This is a genomic window from Chryseobacterium tagetis, from assembly GCF_016735585.2.
GTDB lineage: Bacteria > Bacteroidota > Bacteroidia > Flavobacteriales > Weeksellaceae > Chryseobacterium > Chryseobacterium tagetis.
In genome coordinates this window covers 357,277-374,605 of the sequence record NZ_JAERSE020000001.1, presented here as the reverse complement: position 1 = coordinate 374,605, position 17,329 = coordinate 357,277, and the positions used below count along the sequence as shown (strand labels likewise).

The 17,329-nt window shown below is 35.0% G+C and carries 16 protein-coding genes; 8 read left to right on the top strand and 8 right to left on the bottom strand.

The features are described 5' to 3' along the window. Positions 1-91: 91 nt before the first annotated feature. Positions 92-553, top strand: coding sequence for an Lrp/AsnC family transcriptional regulator (locus JI747_RS01670; RefSeq protein WP_225685818.1), 462 nt, complete (start codon positions 92-94; stop codon positions 551-553). Positions 554-640: 87 nt separating this feature from the next. Here JI747_RS01670 and argH read toward each other — a convergent pair whose 3' ends face one another. The 8 genes from argH to JI747_RS01630 all read right to left on the bottom strand — a co-directional run bounded on the left by argH (position 641) and on the right by JI747_RS01630 (position 9,625). Then, on the bottom strand, positions 641-1,945 hold the full coding sequence (argH, locus tag JI747_RS01665) for an argininosuccinate lyase (RefSeq protein WP_225685816.1): 1,305 nt from the start codon (positions 1,943-1,945) through the stop codon (positions 641-643). 448 nt (positions 1,946-2,393) lie between these two features. Next, complete coding sequence (locus tag JI747_RS01660; RefSeq protein WP_225685814.1) at positions 2,394-3,476, bottom strand: M20 family metallo-hydrolase; 1,083 nt, start codon at positions 3,474-3,476, stop codon at positions 2,394-2,396. Beyond that, positions 3,451-4,245, bottom strand: coding sequence for an acetylglutamate kinase (gene argB, locus JI747_RS01655; protein WP_225685812.1), 795 nt, complete (start codon positions 4,243-4,245; stop codon positions 3,451-3,453). The genes JI747_RS01660 and argB overlap by 26 nt, the downstream gene beginning before the upstream one ends. 60 nt (positions 4,246-4,305) lie before the next feature. Continuing rightward, the gene (locus JI747_RS01650) at positions 4,306-5,262 is read right to left on the bottom strand and encodes an N-acetylornithine carbamoyltransferase (protein ID WP_225685810.1); all 957 of its coding nucleotides are present in this window, start codon (positions 5,260-5,262) and stop codon (positions 4,306-4,308) included. Between the two features lie 239 nt (positions 5,263-5,501). After that, complete coding sequence (locus JI747_RS01645; protein WP_225685808.1) at positions 5,502-6,641, bottom strand: aspartate aminotransferase family protein; 1,140 nt, start codon at positions 6,639-6,641, stop codon at positions 5,502-5,504. A gap of 257 nt (positions 6,642-6,898) precedes the next feature. Beyond that, positions 6,899-7,861, bottom strand: coding sequence for an N-acetyl-gamma-glutamyl-phosphate reductase (argC, locus tag JI747_RS01640; RefSeq protein ID WP_225685806.1), 963 nt, complete (start codon positions 7,859-7,861; stop codon positions 6,899-6,901). Further along, positions 7,858-9,054, bottom strand: a complete 1,197-nt coding sequence (locus JI747_RS01635) for an argininosuccinate synthase (protein ID WP_225685803.1) — start codon at positions 9,052-9,054, stop codon at positions 7,858-7,860. The genes argC and JI747_RS01635 overlap by 4 nt, the downstream gene beginning before the upstream one ends. After that, a complete protein-coding gene (locus tag JI747_RS01630; RefSeq protein WP_225685801.1) occupies positions 9,026-9,625 on the bottom strand; it encodes a GNAT family N-acetyltransferase in 600 nt (199 codons plus the stop codon). Before JI747_RS01630 ends, JI747_RS01635 begins: the two co-directional genes overlap by 29 nt. A 160-nt stretch (positions 9,626-9,785) precedes the next feature. On the opposite strand from JI747_RS01630, the gene JI747_RS01625 reads away from it, so the two are divergent. From JI747_RS01625 to JI747_RS01595, 7 genes are all read left to right on the top strand, one after another. Beyond that, complete coding sequence (locus JI747_RS01625; protein WP_225685799.1) at positions 9,786-10,202, top strand: IS1/IS1595 family N-terminal zinc-binding domain-containing protein; 417 nt, start codon at positions 9,786-9,788, stop codon at positions 10,200-10,202. Positions 10,203-10,451: 249 nt separating this feature from the next. Next, positions 10,452-11,831 carry a porin gene (locus JI747_RS01620; protein WP_225685797.1) on the top strand — a complete coding sequence of 460 codons (1,380 nt, stop codon included), beginning with the start codon at positions 10,452-10,454 and terminating at the stop codon, positions 11,829-11,831. A gap of 191 nt (positions 11,832-12,022) precedes the next feature. Continuing rightward, entirely contained in the window at positions 12,023-13,603 is a 1,581-nt protein-coding gene (locus JI747_RS01615; protein ID WP_225685795.1) for an MFS transporter, read from the top strand. Between the two features lie 43 nt (positions 13,604-13,646). After that, entirely contained in the window at positions 13,647-13,874 is a 228-nt protein-coding gene (locus tag JI747_RS01610) for a DUF6814 family protein (protein WP_039365754.1), read from the top strand. 73 nt (positions 13,875-13,947) lie between these two features. Beyond that, a complete protein-coding gene (locus JI747_RS01605; RefSeq protein ID WP_225685793.1) occupies positions 13,948-14,142 on the top strand; it encodes a hypothetical protein in 195 nt (64 codons plus the stop codon). Next, positions 14,135-16,834 (top strand): ATP-binding protein, encoded by a 2,700-nt coding sequence (locus tag JI747_RS01600; protein WP_225686783.1) that lies wholly within the window; start codon positions 14,135-14,137, stop codon positions 16,832-16,834. The genes JI747_RS01605 and JI747_RS01600 overlap by 8 nt, the downstream gene beginning before the upstream one ends. 9 nt (positions 16,835-16,843) lie before the next feature. Then, positions 16,844-17,206, top strand: a complete 363-nt coding sequence (locus JI747_RS01595) for a response regulator transcription factor (protein ID WP_225685792.1) — start codon at positions 16,844-16,846, stop codon at positions 17,204-17,206. Positions 17,207-17,329: the final 123 nt, after the last annotated feature.

Here is a 17,329-nt window from a genome sequence, read left to right as displayed (position 1 = left end):
CAAAACTAAAATCTGATTTAGATTAAAAAATAGTAATCTCTCGTTATTTTCATTTTTAAATATTATTTTTGTTACAACTCAACATTATTATATGGATTTAAAAGACAGAATGATTCTCAGCATAATTCAGGAAGACTCCACTTTATCTGTAAAAGAAATTTCAGAAAGAATTGGTCTTACCTTTACTCCAACCTATGAAAGAATCAAGCAATTGGAGAAAAACGGAATTATCGAGAAATATGTAGGTCTTTTAAACCGTGAAAAACTAGGTTTGAATATCGTCGTTTATTGTAATGTCCGTTTAAAAGAGCAATCTCAAAAGGTTTTAGAAACATTCGAGAAAAACATTGGTAAACATGATGAAGTTCAGGAAATCATCAGTCTTTCCGGTGAATATGACTATATGTTGAAGATCATTGCAAAGGACATCAATTCTTATAATGAATTCGCCGTCAATGTGATTTCAAATATTCCTAATATCGGGCAATACCACAGTTCTATTGTTCTTCATGAGGTAAAAAAATCTACGAAATTTAAGATTGATTTGGATTAAAATTGGATTGAACCATTAAGATAGTTAAAAAGTTTAGCTTAAATAAGAATCTTAATTCCTTAACTCTCTTAATGGTTTAAAATAAAATCAACCCAATAATTTATTTTTCAGTTTATTAAACTGATATTCTATTTTATCCAGACACAGATTCCCGATACTTCCCTGATGGGTATGATTCAGATTTCCTATTTCAAAATCAAACTCATTATTTTCAATCTCCTGCCCCACTTTTACATAAGCATCACGGAATGAACTTCCATTTTTTACTTCTTCATTAATTTTCTCTACGCTGAAAAGGTATTTGTACTTTTCATCCTCCAGAATTCCGTCTTTCACCTGAATATTGGGTAATGTATAATTTAAAATTGCCAAACATTCCTTTAATGAGTCAATTGCCGGGAAAAGAATTTCTTTCGTCAGCTGCATATCTCGGTGATACCCAGAAGGAAGATTATTTGTCAACAAAATAAACTCATTGGGCAACGCCTGAATTCTGTTGCAACGCGCACGAACCAATTCAAAAATATCCGGATTTTTCTTGTGAGGCATGATACTGCTTCCCGTCGTAAATTCTTTAGGGAAACTGATAAAATCAAAATTCTGGCTCAAATACAGACATACATCATAAGAAAATTTGCCCAAGGTTCCCGCCAAAGTCGCCATTGCCATCGACAGCATTTTCTCCGACTTTCCACGCGTCATCTGAGCGTAAACGGAATTATAATTCATAGACTGAAACCCTAAGTTATACGTCGTACTCTCACGATCAATCGGGAAAGATGAACCATACCCCGCTGCAGAACCTAATGGATTTTTATTAATGATATTTTTTACTGAAAATAACATTTCGACATCATCCAACAACGCTTCGGCATACGCTCCAAACCACAATCCAAATGAGGAAGGCATTGCAATCTGTAAATGGGTATATCCCGGAAGTAAAACATTTTTATGCTGTTCCGCCAGTTTGATTAATATCTGAAAAAATTCATCCGTCAATGCTGTAATTTCACGGATTTCATCCACTAAATACAGTTTAATATCCAATAAAACCTGATCATTACGTGATCTTGCGGTATGAATTTTCTTTCCTGTATCGCCTAATTTTTCAATTAAAATGGATTCCACCTGCGAATGAATATCTTCCGCACTTTTATCAATTTCAAAAATTCCGTTTTCTATATCTTCTAAAATCTCTGCTAAAACAGATACCATCTGCTTCGATTCTTCATTGGAAATAATTCCAACTTCTGCCAACATTTTACAGTGCGCCATCGAACCTTTGACATCGTATTTCGCCAAACGCTCATCAAAGTCAAGATCCTTCCCGACTGTAAATTGATTAACTAATATATTGGTGGCATTATCGTCTTTCTGCCATATTTTTTTCATATTCTTTCTTTAAAAATTTAATCTATTTTGACAACTCAGCAGAACCCATTTTCTATTTCTGCAACTTTAAACATTTCCACATTTTTAAAGTCTTTCATTTTTAACATTAATTCTTGCATAAATCTTTATTAAAAATATTCAAACTTCATCGTCTGCTGAGTAAGGTCAAAACAGTAAAAAAAATAACTATTTTTTTTCTAAATTTCTTTTGTCTTGAAACAAAAGAAACAAAAGTTCAAGACTTGGAAACTCCGGCTAAAAATCATTTCTGTTCTCTAAAAATTCTAAAACTTGCGCGAACTCAGCAATTGGTTTTTCATCTCAATATTTGTCTCGCGCTTCAAACAGAAGAATTTTCTTAACGTTCACAGAATTAATTTTCTTAACGCCTCCGTTTCCTAGGTCGGTTTACAAACCTCCATCATCAAACTTCCAACTAACTTCCAGCTTATAAAATTTTCTCCAGAATCTTGATGTAAATCTCAATTCCCTCCGCAATTTCTTCAATGAAAATAAATTCATCCGCGGTGTGAGAACGCCTGCTGTCGCCGGGACCGATTTTCACTGAAGTACAAGGAATGATCGCCTGGTCAGATGAAGTTGGTGAACCGTAAGTTGTCCTGCCAATTTCCAATCCCGCTTGTACAAATGGATGATCCATTTCTATTTTTGAAGAATTTAACCTGAAAGATCTTGCTTCCAACGTTGATTTCATCTGCGACTGAATAATTTCAAACGCTTCTTTGTTAGAATATTCATCAGTAACTCTTACATCCAAAGTAAAAGCACATGATTCCGGAACGACATTATGCTGAACACCTGCATGAATCCCTGAAAGTGTAACTTTAACCTCACCTAAATAATCCGAAACTTTTGGAAATTTGAAGTTTAAGATATTCTGGAGATCTTCCATGCATTTTACAATTGAGTTATCATCATTCGGATGAGCGGCATGAGAAGGAGTTCCTTTCATTTCCCCGTCAATAACCAAAAGTCCTTTTTCCGCAATCGCCAGATTCATCTGCGTTGGTTCTCCTACAATAGCAAGCTCCACATTCGGAAGCTGTGGAAATAAAGCTTCGATCCCATCAAACCCTGAAATCTCCTCCTCTGCCGTCAAAGCAATAACTAAATTATATTTTAAATCTTCTTTATCAAAAAAATGTAAAAAAACCTGCGCCATCGAAACCAAAGAGGCTCCCGCATCATTACTTCCCAATCCGAATAATTTCCCGTCTTTTTCAATAGGCAAAAACGGATCTAATGTATATGCTTTATTAGGTTTTACAGTATCATGATGCGTATTCAGCAAAATTGACGGTTTGAAAACATCAAAGTTCTTATTCACTGCCCAGATGTTGTTTTTAAAACGTTTTGTAGGAATCTGATTCTTTTTGAAAAAATTTTCAATTTCTACAGACGTATTAAATTCATCTTTGCTGAATGACGGAATCTCAATCAGTTTTTTCAATAATTCTATCGCATTATTCAGTAATTCTTCTTTACTATAAACAGATTTCAGTTCCTGCATGATGGTGTTCTATATGGTTTTTCAGTTCGGTTTCTTTGATTAAGAATACCTTATTTACATTATTTTTTACCGCTCCAAGAGCATTTTCCAGTTTGGGAAGAATTCCTTTATGAAGTTTACCTTCATCTTTTAAGGTTGAAAATTCTTCTTCTGAAATATTTTTGATGACAGATTCCGGATCGTCTACGTCTTCCAAAACACCTTCTTTATCAAAGCAATACAATAATTCAACATCATATTTCACCGATAAAGCCTGTGCAATTACAGAGGCAATCGTATCTGCATTGGTATTAAAAAGATGTCCTTTTTTATCGTGAGTAATCGCTGAAAACACAGGAACCAATTCCAGTTTAAGCAGCTTTGAAATGATTTTTTTATTGATGCTTTTCTCTGTAATATCGCCTACAAATCCAAAATCGATCTCCTCATCTTCTCTTTTTGTAGCTTTAATCAGATTGGCATCTGCTCCGGAAAAACCTATTGCTTTACATTTTTTCTGTTGCAATTTTGCCACAATATTTTTGTTGATCCCGCCTGCATAAACCATCGCTACAATATCCAAAGTATCTTTATCCGTGATTCTTCGTCCGTTAATAAGCTTTTGCTTAATTCCCAGTTTATCTGCTAAAGTCGTTGCTAATTTTCCACCACCATGAACAAGAATTTTCTTTTCCTGAATTTCAGAAAACTGCTCCAAGAATTGCTCTAATAATTCATCATCATCAATTAATGCTCCGCCAATTTTTATGATGTATAATTTTTCTTTCATTTTTATACATTTTGATTGTCACACCTCATAGTTTTTAAAAACCTATGAGGTGTGATTTTATTAAGAATTCAATTCATCCAAAATTTCAGAGAAAACAGCCTGAGCTGAGAAAATTCGGTTTTTTGCCTGCTGATAAATGATAGAATTTCCACCATCCATTACCTCATCACTCAATTCCACGTTTCGACGAACAGGAAGACAATGCATTACTTTTGCATTATTGGTATTTTCCAGTTTTTCGTTCGTTAACATCCAATTTTCTTTTACTTCAGGCATTGCAGCATAATCATCAAAAGAAGACCAGTTCTTTACATAAATAAAATCTGCATCTTTCAGTGCTTCATCCTGATCGTGGATTACTTTTACATCTTTTGTAAAGTTTTTATCTAAATTGTATCCTTCAGGATTGGTAATCACAAAATCCACATCCATTTCCTGCATCCATTCTGCGAAAGAATTTCCCACTGCATGAGCAATCGGTTTGATATGAGGAGCCCAGGTTAAAACTACTTTCGGCTTACGTTCTTCTTTCCAGTTTTCAGTAATCGTGATACAATCTGCCAAACTCTGTAAAGGATGACGTGTTGCGGATTCCAGAGAAATAACCGGAACTTTTGCATGTTGCTCGAACTGGCTTAAAATACTTTCGTTCACATCATCTTCCTTACTTTTCATTCCTGCAAAACAACGAACGGCAATGATATCACAATATTGGTTTAATACTTCAATAGCGTCTTTAATATGTTCGACTGTATCACCGTTCATAACAGCACCATCTGCAAATTCCAAGTTCCATGCTTCCTGAGCTGCATTTAACGTTAAAACATTTAAGCCTAAATTTTGAGCTGCAATCTGACTGCTCAAACGGGTTCTTAAACTTGAATTTAGAAACACAAGTCCGATTGTTTTTCCTTTTCCTTTTTCGGTTTCCGAAAGAGGATCTGCTTTAATTTGTAAAGCTTTTTTTATAATTTCCTGTAAGTTTTCAACATCACTTACAGAGGTGAATTTTTTCATTTTGAATTTGATTTTAAAGATTTTTTATCTTACACATTTTGGCAAAGTTTTTAACGCTAGGATTGCAAAGTTTTTTTAGTTAAACTTGAAAATATTTTCGTTCGCAATGGCGTTTCACTAAGCAATTGAAAATTATGTTTGTCATTCTGACGAAGGAAGAATCTTAACTCTATTTTAGAGATTCTTCGTTTCATTTTGTCTTGTTCAGAATGGCAGACAGATCATATAATTTTCACAGGTTAAATATTCTCTAACACTTTTTTCAAAGCACTGATAAATACATCAGTTTCTTCTTTTTTAATATTAAGTGCCGGAAGAATCCTCAACACAGCTTTATCATTAGAATTTCCTGTAAAAATATGATGATTGTACAACAGGCTGTTCCTCACTTCCGAGCAATCCCTGTCGAGTTCAATTCCAATCATCAAACCTTTCCTTCGGATCGTTTTAATATGTGGAAAATCTTTAATTTCATTTTCAATATAAGCGCCCATTTTCTGAGCATTTTCGATGAGATTTTCATCTTTCATGACGTCCAATACAGCAATCGCCGCAACACATGCCAAATGATTTCCTCCGAAAGTTGTTCCCAGCAAACCATTGCTTGCTTTAAATTTAGGGTGAATTAAAACACCACCAATAGGAAAACCATTCCCCATTCCTTTTGCTGTAGTAATGATATCCGCTTCAATTCCAAATTCCTGATGGGCAAAGAAATACCCACTTCTTCCGTATCCTGACTGAACTTCATCCAAAATCAAAACAACATCATGTTGTTCACATAATTCTTTGATTTTAGTTAAAAATTCAATTGTTGGAATCATAATTCCGCCAACTCCTTGAATCCCTTCAATAATTACTGATGAAATTTCGTTTCCCTGCTTTTCAAAGACATTTTCAAGCTGTTCGATATTATTCCAGTCAGACTTAATAAATCTTTCGTCATAGTTTACCGGAGCTACAATTTTCGGATTATCTGTCACCGAAACCGCCGCAGAAGTTCTTCCGTGAAATGAACCTGAAAAATACAGCACTTTGCTTTTTCCGTTATGAAAAGAAGCTAATTTTAAAGCGTTTTCATTCGCTTCAGCGCCTGAATTACACAGGAATAAACTGTAGTCTTCCAATCCTGAAAGTTTTCCCAGTTTTTCAGCCAGTTCAGTCTGTAATGTATTCTGAACTGAGTTTGAATAGAAAGAAATTTTATCTAATTGGCTTTTTAATTGAGTTTGATAATGCGGATGGTTGTGACCGATAGAAATCACAGCATGACCTCCGTAAAAATCAAGATATTTTTCTCCTTTATCGTCCCAAAGAAATGATCCCTGAGCTTTTACCGGATTTATGTTGAATAATGGATATACGTTGAATAAATTCATATTTTGTTTTTTTTATATTTTTCTTTTGTCTTGAAACAAAAGAAACAAAAGTTCAAGACCTGGAAACTTCCGCTAAAAAATATTTTTGTTCTCTAAAAATTCTAAAACTTGCGCGAAATCAGTATTTGTTCTTCGGTTCGACTTTCGTGTCGCGCTTCAAACAGTAGAATTTTCTTAACGTTCACAAAACTATTTTTCTTGACGCTCCATTTTCCTAAGTCGCTTTTAAATGGAGTTGTAAAATTCACGATTGACTTTTAAAATGCAATCGGCTTTAAGTTTAATCCTGAATTTTCTTCCCATCCCATAGCAATATTCATATTTTGAACAGCCTGTCCGGAAGCTCCTTTTAACAAATTGTCAATCGCTGAGTGAATAACCGCAACATTTCCACTCTTTTCTATATGAATCACACAGCGATTCGTGTTGACAACCTGTTTTAGATCAATTGCTTTTTCGCTTACCTTCACAAAAGGCTCATCTGCATAAAAATCCTTAAACAATTGCTCAATATCTGAAAGTTCTAAATCTGTTTTCACCGTGGAACTTGTAAAAATCCCTCTCGCAAAATCCCCTCTCCATGGAACAAAATTCAGACTGATTTCATTCGTATTAAAAGTAACTAACTGCTGCAAAATCTCATCCACATGCTGATGTGTCAAAGTTTTATAAGCTGAAATATTATCATTCCTCCAAGTAAAATGCGTCGTCGCCTGTAAAGACTGACCCGCACCTGTTGAACCTGTAATCCCCGTTGTATACACTTCACTCAACAAACCTTTTTGAGCCAACGGAAGCAAAGCCAACTGAATTGCCGTTGCAAAACATCCCGGATTGGCAATGCTCTTTGCTCCTGAAAGTTGTTTTTTGTTGATTTCAGGCAAACCGTAGATAAAATTTCTGTTTAAAAAATTTCCATCTAAACGAAAATCATTTCCTAAGTCGATGACCAACGTTAAATCTTTTACAGGATTTTGAATCAGCCAATTCTGGCTTTCTTTGTGAGGAAGACATAAAAATAAAATATCCACCTCTTCAGGTTTATCTGTCAAAATCATTTCACAAACCGTCGTTAAATCCGGGTACAAATCTGAAATCTTTGTTCCCGAATTCGAACGACTATATAAAAAACTCAAAGACACATGAGGATGAAAAGCCAGCAGACGAACCAATTCGCTTCCCGTATAACCGTTGGCGCCTACAATCCCTACTGTTTTCATATTTTCGATCCGTTAATCTGGTGATATATATTTAATGAATTGCTTACAATTTTCGTATATCCTTTTACATCTTCGCCCGTCCAAGCTCTGTTTGCTTCTCCATAACTTCCGAATTTATCAGACATTAAATCATGTTCAGATTCAATTCCATTTAAGATGAATCTGTAGGGGTGAAGGGTTACAAACACTTTTCCGCTTACCGTTTTTTGAGAATCTACTAAGAAAGACTCGATATTTCTCATCACAGGATCTAAGAAAAGTGCTTCATGAAGCCAGTTTCCGTACCAGTCGGATAATTGAGATTTCATCATCTGCTGATATTTTGAAAGCGTATGTTTTTCCAATAAATGGTGAGCTTTGATAATTACTGACGCTGCTGCTGCTTCAAAACCTACTCTTCCTTTGATTCCGACAATCGTATCTCCAACATGAATATCACGACCAATTCCGTAAGCAGAAGCCAATTCTTCAATTTTCTGAATCGCATACACAGAATGTTCAAAATTCTCTCCATTCACCGCTACCACTTCACCATTTTTAAACTCAATTTCCAATTCCGAAGGCTGAGTTTTTTTAATTTGTGAAGGAAAAGCTTCTTCAGGCAGATAATTTCTTGATGTTAATGTTTCTTTTCCACCAACAGAAGTTCCCCAAAGTCCTTTATTCACAGAATATTGCGCTTTCTGAAATTCCATTTCGTAGCCATGACTTTTCAAAAACTCAATTTCATCTTCACGGGACAAAGCCATATCACGAATCGGGGTAATGATTTCCACATTTGGACACATTACCTGGAAGATCAGGTCAAAACGAACCTGATCGTTTCCCGCCCCTGTACTTCCGTGCGCAATCGCATCAGCTCCAACTTCAATCGCGAATTTTGCAATTTCCTGTGCCTGAATCGTACGTTCTGCGCTTACAGACAAAGGATAGGTATTGTTTTTTAAGACATTCCCAAAAATCAAATACTTAACGCAAGAATTGTAATAATCTTCCTGAGCATCTACGCACCTGTATTCTTTCACCCCAAGATTGAAGGCTTTTTTCTCCAGTTCTTTTTCCTCTTCTTTAGAAAAACCTCCGGTATTTACAGTAACTGCATACACATCATATCTTAGTGTTTCACTAAGATATTTAGCACAGTAAGAGGTATCCAAACCTCCGCTAAACGCTAAGATGACTTTCTTGTTCATTGCTATATTTAATTTCCGGCTGCGTATAGGCAGCTCCATTTTTTGTTATATTGTCCGGAACGAAAAGCATCGCTGTACAAAGACAGTTTTTTCGTTCTTTCTTCATTAAAATATCATAATTCACACAGTTTTTACAACCATTCCAGAATTCTTCATCCTGAGTCAGTTCAGAATAAATTACCGGTTTATAGCCTAAATCACTGTTGATTTTCATTACGGCAAGACCTGTCGTAAGCCCGAAAACTTTCGCATTCGGATATTTATCTCTAGATAATTGGAAAACTTTATTTTTAATTAAAGTCGCAGCACCCCTTTCCCTGAATTTCGGTGAAACAATCAGTCCGGAGTTGGCCACAAACTGACCATGCGACCAGGTTTCTATATAGCAGAAACCTACCCACTCTCCATTTTCAGTAGCCACCACAGCATTGCCTTCTGAAATTTTCTTACTTAAATACTCTATGGAACGTTTTGCGATACCCGTCCCTCTACGCTGTGCAGAATCGTACATTTCCTGCTGTATTTCACTCACATACATCAGATGTATGGATGAGGAAATTTCTATTTCCATTTATTTATCTAAATTTTTTGGCAAATTTAAAATATAATTTCTTTTAAATCCAAATAAAAAAGATAATTTTATTGAAATTAATTAATATACAGGTAATTTTATCTTTACACTAAATTAACATTTTGCTAAATTATTATATATTTGCTAAAAAAATATAGTTATGGAAAATCAATGCCCAAAATGCAACAGCACAAAAGTGGTAAAAAGCGGAATCGTAAATGAAAAACAACGTTTCCACTGCAAAGACTGTAACTATTATTTCACTGTAAAAAAGCTAGGAAAACAAATAGACGATTACTACGTAACAAAAGCTTTACAGCTATATCTTGAAGGCTTAAGTTTCCGTGAAATAGAAAGAATCATAGGCGTTTCTCATGTCACAATAAGCTCATGGATCAAAAAATATAACATCATAAGACCTCCTCATTCCGAATTCCATCCGGTCTATAAAATTTTAAAACAAAATGAATTGATCGACTATATGAGCAAAGAAGAAAATATTAAAAATTCAGGGTTAATCATTACTCAATTTGCTGATAAATATATGTTGATCAAATGGGAACGATTTAAAAAATAGGTTATGAGAGTTATAAGTTATTAATTATAAGTTATAAGTTTTTCACACATTGACAAATAAAATTAATACTTTAAAAATCAAATAATTGAATATAAAATAAATTCAAAATTTTAGTATTTTTTTAATTTATAATTCATCATTCAAAGCTTATAACTATACTATTACCATAAATATATATTAAATTTCTTCAAACAAATTATTAATTACAATTTGGCTTTCACAAAAAAGAACACCAAAAATTGTTAATTTATGAAGAAATTACTCACTTTTATTGGATTAGCTTTAATTAGCAACTCTTTGTATTCTCAGGGTTCTCCCGATTACGGAAACGGACTGAAAGTTAACTTGAATCAACAAGGTGATAAATACGTCAGATTTATTTTATGGGATCAGTTTTGGTTAAGAAACACACAAATGAACCCAGGAAGTATGGTTGGTGGAGAAGCGACCGACAACTCCTGGAGTTTAGGGAACAGACGATTACGTGTTTTAGCGTATGCGCAAATTTCCAAACGATATATGATTTTGGGACATTTTGGAATTAATAATCAGACATTTATCAATGGTGGTGGTTCTGGGACTTCAGGAACAGGAGGATACGGAAATGGTAAAAAACCGCAGCTTTTTTTTCATGATGCCTGGAACGAATATGCAGTTGTTCTCCCTGGAGAAGCAGGAAAATTCAGTTTATCTTTAGGAGCAGGATTACATTACTACATGGGGCTTTCCCGTATGACGATGGCTTCAACATTAAACTTCCTTACGGTAGACTCCCCTATTTTCAGCTGGCCATTGATTGACAATTCTGACCAGTTTGCAAGACAATTAGGAATGTTTGCGAAAGGAAAGTACGGAAAACTGGAATACCGTTTTAGTTTAAATAAACCTTTTGCTACAGATCTAATCCCAACAAATGTTACCGATCCTTCAAAAGCTGTAGCGGTAGACAACAACGGAAATCCCAATTTCTCAAAAGCAGGATATGTCGAATATCAATTTTTAGATGAGGAATCCAATACTCTTCCTTTTAAGGTAGGATCTTACTTAGGTACGAAAAAGGTTTTCAATGTAGGTGCTGGTTTTTACCACCAAAAAGACGGAACACGAACTTCTGTGAATTCAGCTATTGAAAAACACGATATTACACTCGTTGCTGTGGATGCTTTTGCAGATATCCCTTTGGGAAATGCAAAAAATAAAATGGCCGTTTCCGCTTATGCAGGGTATTACAATTATCAATTCGGTCCCAACTACATCAGAAATTTAGGAATCATGAATATTGCTTCTGCAGATCCTAATTTTATCGGGGATAAAGCTATTGCAGGGCCGGGAAATCTACAACCCACTATCGGAACAGGTAATATTATCTATGCACAAGCCGGATTATTATTACCTAATCAAACAGAAAAGCCAAAAGTCAGAATCCAGCCATTTGCAGCCTACACTCACAAAAGCTTTGAAGCATTTGACAAATCTTCATCACAGTTCGATATCGGTGCCAATTGGTTCATAGATGGACATCACGCGAAAATAACTACTCAATATTCAACAAGACCCATGTATACGAGTCCTACAGAAAGTCCTAAATCTAAAGGAGAGTTCATCATGCAGTTCCAGATTTATTTATAGGAAATTCTAACCACAAAAGAGACAAAAGCTATTCAATTGTTTGAAATAGAAAAGTTCGCAAAAGAATAAAGTAAAAGTTTTTTTTAACCAATACAATTAACACATTAACCTTTTGATCCTTTTGCTATTACATCAAAACAAACTTTCAGAAAACTCAATATCAATTTAACTAACATCAAAATTTAAGCAATATGAGCGAAAATCATCACGATGCCTACGAAAACATGACCGAAAAGCAGAAAAACCGCACGATATGGAGCGTTATCACTGCCTCATCACTCGGCACACTGATAGAATGGTACGACTTCTACATCTTCGGAAGTTTAGCCATAGTTTTAGCCACTAAGTTTTTCCCGGCAGATAATCCTACCGCAGCATTTTTATCTACGCTTGCTACTTTTGCGGCAGGATTTGTGGTAAGACCTTTCGGAGCCTTGTTCTTCGGAAGATTAGGAGATATTATCGGAAGAAAATACACCTTCTTGGTTACTTTACTCATCATGGGATTTTCAACATTTCTTATCGGATGTATCCCAAGTTATGAGACCATCGGATTTATGGCGCCTGTTTTAGTTTTAATTTTAAGATTATTACAAGGGTTGGCTTTAGGTGGAGAATACGGAGGAGCCGCAACTTATGTCGCTGAATATGCACAACCAGGAAGAAGAGGTTACTGGACTTCTTGGATTCAGACGACAGCAACAGCAGGACTTTTTATTTCACTGATCGTAATCCTGGTAACGAAAACCTCTCTTTCTGCGGAAGAATTTGATGGTTGGGGTTGGAGAGTTCCGTTCTGGATCTCTATTTTAATGGTGGGAGTTTCTTATATCATCAGAAGAAATATGAAAGAATCTCCGCTTTTTGCAAAGGCTAAAAGTGAAGGAAAAACTTCTAAAAATCCTTTAAAAGAAAGTTTCGGAAATAAATTTAACTTCAAATTTGTCTTATTGGCTTTATTCGGAGCAGCGATGGGACAAGGAGTAATTTGGTACACTGGACAATTCTATGCGATGAGTTTCCTTCAAAAAGTAATGAATGTGGAATCTGCACAGGTCGATTCATTAATGGCAACCGCTTTATTTTTAGGAACCCCATTCTTTGTATTTTTCGGCTGGCTTTCTGATAAAATCGGACGAAAAGCAGTAATGTTAACCGGAATGCTGGTCGCCATTTTAGCGTACAGACCGATTTATGATTCTATGTTTAAAAGCATCAATCTGGAAAACAAAACAATTGCAGCTAACGGAATTACAGAGAAAAGAACAGCAAAAATTCACGATAAAATTACAACCGACAGTTTAGTAACATTCCATAAGGAAACACTTTATACAGACGGAACATTAATTAAAAAAGACAGTGTAACCCATTGGTCACCCAACGGACCAGTGATGAAAGACGGTAAAGCGGAAGAACCAAAAGTTTCTCAAACCATTAAATTAGAAGACAATACGAAATGGTATTTGGTATTCTTAGTATTTGTTCAGGTAATTTTCGTAACGATGGTGTATGGTCCTATTGCTGCATTTTTAGTGGAAATGTTCCCCGTGAGAATCCGTTACACCTCAATGTCTCTGCCTTATCACATCGGAAACGGGGTATTCGGAGGCTTGCTTCCGGCTGTTGCCACCTACTTGGTAACCACAGGAAAAGATGCAGGACATGCAACATGGTATTTAGAAGGACTTTGGTATCCGATCGGAGTTGCCACAGTCTGCTTGGTCATCGGATTATTTTATCTTAAAAGCAAGAACAATAATATTCACGATTAGGCACTGAATCACTCAAATTTTTATTAATTTTAAAACAACTAAAATGAACGGACTAAAAAAAATATTAGGCATACTTTGGATAGCCATTGCGCTGGTCGTAGGATATTTCGGAATTACGGTTTTGGGAATCCCAAAAATAACCTCAGGAAAACAGGAAGATCTGGTTTTCGGAATCATCATCTTATTTGTTCTGATGCCAATTATCTCAGGCGGATTAGCCATTTTCGGCTATTATGCCTTAACGGGAGAATATTCTGACGATAAAGTTTAATTTATAAACGATGAATGATAATTGATGAATGATCCAGCATTTATTCATCAATTATCTTTTATCAATTATCATTATGAAAAAGAGACACGAACAAAAGCTAATCATTTTAAGCATCGGACTTCTGATTGCATTCAGCATTCCTATTTCTCTGTTATTCAACAGCGAGAGGGAAGTTTTCGGCTATCCGATGATTCTGATTTATATTTTCGTGATCTGGATGGTTTCCATCATTATTTCTTTTGTAATCGTAAAAAAGTATGATGAGTAGTTTCGCGTTATTTACCGTGGTTTTGTTTTATCTGGCACTTTTGTTCTTAGTCGCATATTTGGCGGAGAAGAAAAAAAGTAAGCTTTGGATCAACAATCCTTACATCTACGCGCTTTCTCTGGCTGTGTACTGCACAGCATGGACGTACTATGGAAGCATTGGTGTTGCCGCAACCAGCGGACTCAATTATCTTCCCATTTACATTGGTCCCATCATGATTATCCCTGCATGGATCTACATCAACACAAGAATTGTAAGAATTGCAAGAGTGAATAAAATCAGTAGTTTAGCCGATTTCATTTCTCTAAGATACGGTAACAGCAGAAGTTTTAGTGCGATCATTACGGTTGTTTGTCTTTTGGCAATTGTTCCTTATATCGGTTTACAGATCAAGGCAATTTCTGAAACTTTTCACTTGGTGACGGAAACTCCAATGTCTAAAAACATCTTAACAGACAATGCCACTTTCGTTGTTATTTTAATTGCGTTATTCTCTTCCTATTACGGAACAAGATACGTTGATGCCTCAGAAAAACGTTTAGGAATTATTTCTGCAATCGCTTTAGAGAGTTTCCTCAAACTATTCTTTATTATTATTTTAGGATTATTTGTTATTTACTTTGTATTTGATGGATTTTCTGACATCTATCAAAAGGCAAATCAGTTTGAGGATTTTAAAGAAAAAAATACCTTTAACGGAATTGAAGATGCCATGAACTGGATGATTTTGTGTTTGATTTCAGGAACCGCAATTTGTATTTTGCCAAGACAGTTTCACACCGCGATTGTTGAAAACAGACAGGAAAAGCATATTAAAACAGCCATTTGGTTTTTCCCGCTTTACTTACTGATCTTTACCATATTTATTTTCCCCATTGCTTGGGGTGGAAGATTGATCTTTGACGGACAAAAAGTAAACCCTGAGTTTTACTCTATTTTAATTCCGCAGCATTTTGGTAATACTTTGATCACTGTTTTGGTTTTTCTTGGAGGATTAAGCTCCTGCATTTCAATGATCATCATTTCTGCGATTACTTTATCTATTATGCTTTCCAACAATTTAATTATTCCTTACGGATTATTAGGAAAGCTGAAATCAGAAAATGAGACTCAAAACACCAAACTTATCACCAATATCAGGAAATTCAGCATTTTTGCATTGATCATCATGGCGTTTGTTTTCTATAAGTATTTCATTTTAAAAACTTCACTAGATTCTGTTGGACTGATCTCATTTGTCGTGATTGCACAGCTGGCTCCTGCGTTTTTCGGAGCTATTTTCTGGCGAAGAGGAAGCTACAAAGGTGCAGTGATCGGATTATTGGCAGGTTTGGCAATTTGCTATTTCGGGATGATCATTCCTCAGTATTATTTCGCTTACAACCAGGAATTCAAAGGAGTTTTGAGGGATATGTATAATGCTTTTGATTTCTTTAAAATTTCTTTCTTAGGAAGAATTCCCCAGATTTTCTTTTGGTCTATTTTGGTCAACACCGGATTATTTACCATTCTTTCTGTAAGCAGCAAAGGAAATTACCGCGAACGAAATTTTGCCGAACTGTATGTTGATATTGACAAATACATTCAAAACCACGAAAATGCTTTCATCTGGCGCGGAACAGCGTATGTTTCAGACATTAAAAATATTCTGGAAAGATTTTTAGGAAAAAATAAAACCGAACAAGCTTTAAGGATTTTTAATTTAAAATATAATATTGATTCTCAGGCAGAAACTGCTGATTCAAGATTTATCAAGTTTTCAGAAAACCTTTTAGCCGGAAGAATCGGAACTGCTTCTGCAAAAATTTTAATTGAAGGGGTAACAAAAGAAGATAAAATATCTTTAAAAGAAGTATTAAACATTTTAGAAGAGTCTAAAGAGAATATTATACTTAATAAAAAGCTGACCGAACAGTCGGAAGAATTACAAAAATTATCTGATGACCTGAGAAAAGCTAATGAAAACTTAATCATCAAAGACCATCAAAAAGATGATTTTCTGGATTCCGTTGCTCATGAATTGAGAACTCCTATTACCGCAATTCGTTCTGCCGGGGAAATTTTAGCAGACGATGACGATATTCCTTTAGATATTAAAAGAGAGTTTTTAAACAATATCATTACGGAATCTGACCGATTGAGTGAAATCATCAATGATATTCTGTATCTGGATAAACTTCAACATGGAGAAATTGTTTTACATATTCAGGAAAACAATATCATTGAAACCTATAAAAAGGCTTTAAATCCTCTCCTTCATTTGATTCAGCAGAAAAATATTCATTTGAGCGAAGTGAATCTTCTGAACAATTTTTCGTTTGATTATGATGAAGCAAGAATGATTCAGCTATTTCAGAATATTTTAGGAAATGCTTTAAAGTTTACTGATGAACAGGGAACAATTCAGACAAAATTATCTGAAAAAGAAAATCAATTAGTTATTAAAATTTTCAACACCGGAAAACATATTCCTGAAGAAGATCTGGAAATGATTTTTGACAAATTTTATCAGTCTAAAAATCAAAACATTTTAAAGCCAACAGGAAGTGGACTTGGATTGGCTATTTCAAAAAAAATAGTTCAGGCACAAGGCGGAACCATAAAAGCAGAAAACAGCGGACTTGGTGTAACATTCACTATCTCCCTCCCCAATAGAACACAAGAACATAAAAATGAAGTTGAACACAGCTAAACACACAACATGAAAAAGATCGTTATCGCAGATGATGAACACAAAATATTAATGTCACTGGAATACAGTTTTAAGAAAAGTGGCTATGATGTTTTTATCGCAAGAGACGGAACAGAGGTTTTGGATTTTTTAAAAACAATGACTCCGGATGTGATTTTATTAGATATTATGATGCCTAATCTTGATGGCTACAGCACGCTGGAACTTATCAAGCAGGACGAAAAATTAAAAGATACAAAAGTCATTTTCCTGAGTGCTAAAAACAACCCGAAAGATATTGAACGGGGATTGGAAATGGGAGCCGATGCATATGTAACCAAACCTTACTCAATTAAAAAACTGATGCAGCAGATTGAAGAAATGTTTGAATAGACTTATAGATGATAGAGAAAATATTTAAAACCTACATGGAATTGTCATTCTGAAAGAAATGCAGTGAGAAACCTTATTTTTTTTAACCATTAAGATTGATTTAGGAATTAAGAATAGTAAAGG